Source organism: Mycobacterium sp. ENV421 (assembly GCF_002887815.1).
Classification (GTDB): Bacteria; Actinomycetota; Actinomycetes; order Mycobacteriales; family Mycobacteriaceae; genus Mycobacterium.
The window spans coordinates 1-3,410 of sequence record NZ_PDHO01000094.1; the positions used below are offsets into that span (position 1 = coordinate 1).

4 protein-coding genes and 1 pseudogene are annotated in these 3,410 nt (G+C 63.7%); 4 read left to right on the top strand and 1 reads right to left on the bottom strand.

The window, feature by feature from the left end; genetic code table 11:
• The first annotated feature begins 87 nt into the window (after positions 1-87).
• Entirely contained in the window at positions 88-633 is a 546-nt protein-coding gene (locus tag CRM90_RS29640; protein ID WP_286145676.1) for a TetR/AcrR family transcriptional regulator, read from the top strand.
• Between the two features lie 60 nt (positions 634-693).
• Positions 694-1,167, top strand: a complete 474-nt coding sequence (locus CRM90_RS29645; RefSeq protein WP_102810408.1) for a Clp protease N-terminal domain-containing protein — start codon at positions 694-696, stop codon at positions 1,165-1,167.
• Positions 1,168-1,387: 220 nt separating this feature from the next.
• On the opposite strand, the gene CRM90_RS29650 is transcribed toward CRM90_RS29645, so the two are convergent.
• On the bottom strand, positions 1,388-1,621 hold the full coding sequence (locus CRM90_RS29650) for a hypothetical protein (RefSeq protein WP_142391494.1): 234 nt from the start codon (positions 1,619-1,621) through the stop codon (positions 1,388-1,390).
• Between the two features lie 170 nt (positions 1,622-1,791).
• Here CRM90_RS29650 and CRM90_RS29655 point away from each other — a divergent pair, with 170 nt between their 5' ends.
• Both CRM90_RS29655 and CRM90_RS31220 read left to right on the top strand, forming a co-directional pair.
• Complete coding sequence (locus CRM90_RS29655) at positions 1,792-2,067, top strand: type II toxin-antitoxin system Phd/YefM family antitoxin (RefSeq protein ID WP_102810410.1); 276 nt, start codon at positions 1,792-1,794, stop codon at positions 2,065-2,067.
• A gap of 5 nt (positions 2,068-2,072) precedes the next feature.
• A pseudogene (locus tag CRM90_RS31220) lies at positions 2,073-2,471 on the top strand (type II toxin-antitoxin system VapC family toxin); the annotation flags it as partial.
• Positions 2,472-3,410: the final 939 nt, after the last annotated feature.

Sequence of the window (3,410 nt, forward strand, 5' to 3'; positions counted from 1 at the left end):
CATCGTCATCAACACCGATGACGTCGACATCATCATCTTCAGTGACGGCCAACAGCAGGTCCACGCGGCCGGAGGCGAGCAGCCATCATCGGGGCTGCCTTGGAGGTGTTCGCCTCCCGCGGCTACGCCGATGCGACGTTTCAGGCCATCGCCGACACCGCGGGGGTCTCAGTTGGGTCGATTCAGCATCACTTCGGCTCGAAGGAGCGCTTGATCGAAGCCGTGGACGCCTACGTGCTCAAGACGATCGGCACGGTGATGTCACAACCTGAGCCAGCCGAGCCCGCCGAGGTTGGCCAGCGCGTCCGTGCTTTGTTCGATGCTCACCTTCCGGTGCTGGATTACGTGGCCCGTCAGTTGGTCGACGATGGCCCTGTCGGGCGTGCGGTGTTCGACGCGATGGCCATGGCCGGTGTCCAACGCTGGGAGCACCTCGCTGAAAGCGGCGCCACACCCGAAGGGCTCGACACAGAATGGGCCGGCCTCAATCCCCTGGTCTTGGTGTTAGGCGCCATCATTCTTCGCCGGCATCTCGACCGTCGCCTGTCCGAGGGGTTCGCCACCGCCAACCAGCTCAGCCGGTGGGAACAGGCGATGAATATGCTCATCAGTCGGGGCCAGCTCAAGCATTAAGAGGGCATCACAGCAACGGTTCGCCGGGACAATACGGCGGTATTGGTAGCGTGTGGCCTCATGGTCGCGGGGTCGCCCCTTCCCCAGGGCGATATCAGTTTGGGTCGTTTCGCCGACGCCTTGAGATCGCTCGACGTCGATGCCAAACACGTGGTGACCGTCGCTCACCAGGAGGCCTATCGCTACGCCAGCGGCTTTCTGGCGTCGACGCACCTGCTCCTGGGTCTTCTCGCAGTCGATCCCGAGGCGGTCACCACCGCAGGCATCGATGATGATCAGCACCTGCGGGAAAGCATTCGCCGCCAGCTCGAGCTGTTCATGGGACCGGTCCGCCACCCGGCCCGCGCCGTGCATCTCCCCTACACACCGCACGCCCGAGCGATCCTGATCAACGCAGCCGCTCTCGCCCCTCAGTGCGCCGAATCCGCCACCACGACGCCCGACCACCTGTGGTCGGCGCTCAAGGCGGCCACCGGCTCTCTTGCTGCGCGCTGCCTCGCCGATCTACACCTTCTCCCCCGCCAGATCCAGTAGTCATGGGTGATGTGAGGGAGCCCACGGAGTCGGCATCCACCGAGGCTCACGTTGGGGATGGGGCAGAACGACGGTGCGGAAACCCCTCTCGCGCAGCCCACACCCCGGAACGTTCGCGGTAAGCGATTTCGCGTACAGAGCTGGGGGTAATGCAGCGTACGCCGTCAGCCTTGATAGGTACTGCGAGCGGTGAGTTTCGGCGGGGTGACCGGGGCAACCTTCAGGGGAGGGGTTCGAGTTCGAAGAGGGCGAGTTGGACAGGTTTGGCCGGCTTGTGTGGAGCGCGGGGCGCCGCGCGGGACTCCTTGTGCGCCACGGCTTTGATGGCCGCTTCGATGAGCGCGAGATGCTCAGTGGAAGGCTCCCCGTTCGTCGGGTGGCTAGCCTCGATGGCCACCCGTAACGGCGCAGGAACCATGGACCAGTTCGGCTGCTGTGCAACAGGTTTCGTCATCGTCATCATCGTCGTCCGACGCTATGACCCATTTGTAGGATTTTCGCCAACGGCTCTATCGGACTCTGCCTCGCGCCAGACGCCTAGCGGGAGTCGCGGGCGCGCACTGCTGCGCGGCGGCCAGTACACACCCGCCACCTTGTAGAACATTTGTGTAGTACACTTTGGGTATGGGTGAAGTGTCTATCCGCGTGCTCAACCAAGAAACCTCGAAAGTGTTGGCCCGGGTGAAAAGTGGCGAGGAAATCACCTTGACCGAACGCGGCGAGGTGATCGCTCGCATCGTGCCCGCGGCCGCCGGCCCGCTCGACGCACTGATCAGTTCCGGCAGAGTGCAGCCCGCGACCTCCCACGGCCCCGCCCCCCGGCCCACGGTCGCGATGCGACAAGGCGACCCCGACGCAGGTGCCCTGCTGGAGCGCATGCGCGATGACGAGAGGTACTAGCCCCTGTGATCTATCTGGACACCTCAGCGCTGGTGAAGCTCATTCGTACCGAGGCTGAGTCCGACACACTCGGCGACTGGCTCGACGAACACATTGAGAGTCCCTGGATAACATCGGCTTTGACCGAGATCGAGCTACCCAGAGCCATCAGGGCCGCGGCACCGGAAGGCTTACCGAAGGTGCCCTCCGTACTGTCCAGGCTGAATCGGTTCGAGATCGACTTCGCCGTTCGCGCGACCGCGGCTACCTACACCGAACCCTCCCTGCGCTCACTGGACGCCATTCACTTGGCCACCGCACAGGTGGCGTCCTCCGCCGCACCGCTGGTTGCCCTCATCACCTACGACACCCGGCTCGGTGAGGCTGCCGAAGCCCTCGGCATGCCCGTCGTCGCGCCCGGCAAGGACTCACGAGCACGACATTCGTCCATGGCACATCCATCAAGAAGAGGAACGACTTTGAGCGACAACGTATCTAGTGCTGAGCTGGCTGAACTCGCCCGCGCCGCCGCCTGGGGCCTGGCTAAAGGCGGTGATCTCGACTCCTTAGAGGATGGGAGGGCGGCACTGACCCAACGCCTCGACATCCTCGACGCCGCCGAGCGCGCCGGCATCGTCATCGACCTCAGCGAGCACGGGATCGGCACGATCTACACGCGCGCCGAAATCGAAGCGCTCTATTGACACGCCATTCCCGCGGTCCAGTTGACACCATTGTGCGATGACAGCTGCCAGAGCTGCCGCCCTCCACCTGAAAGTCTCAGCGGCCCTGAGATCCTGCAGCGATGTCGAACTCGCGGCGCTGGTGGGAACCGGTCAAGTCATCAGCGTCGGTGTCGGTGGTGGCACCGAGCTTCTCGATGTCGACAGTGTGCCGGTGTTCACCACGAGAATCCCGCTGACCGACAGGGAGGTCGCCAACTGGGGCTCCACGGCGAACCTGCGGTCATCACCATCGCAGAAAGCTCGTTCTCATCGGCGTCGACTCGGTGACGCCGATTCGTGCCGCAGGAAGGAGATCATCATTCCCCTGGCCGCTTCGATCGCCTCCGCGTCACCCTCGGGGTCGTCGAGAAATGCGTGTTGGAACACATCAACAACCTCAGTCAGTTTTAGAGCTAGCCAGCATCGGGGCCGGGCTCTGCCGGCGGCGACGCTGCTGCGATCAGCGCCACCGGACAGGGTGAGTGAAGACCGTACGTGAGCACTGTCACGCCCGGCAGGGGTTGCCAGCACACGCATAGTTAGTCACGCTCGATAAGTTGGATGTATGGGTAACCCATGCTCGTGGTCGTGTCCGGGATCCGGTGTAAATGGGGAGCACGGGCGTAGGTTCCGCTTCAC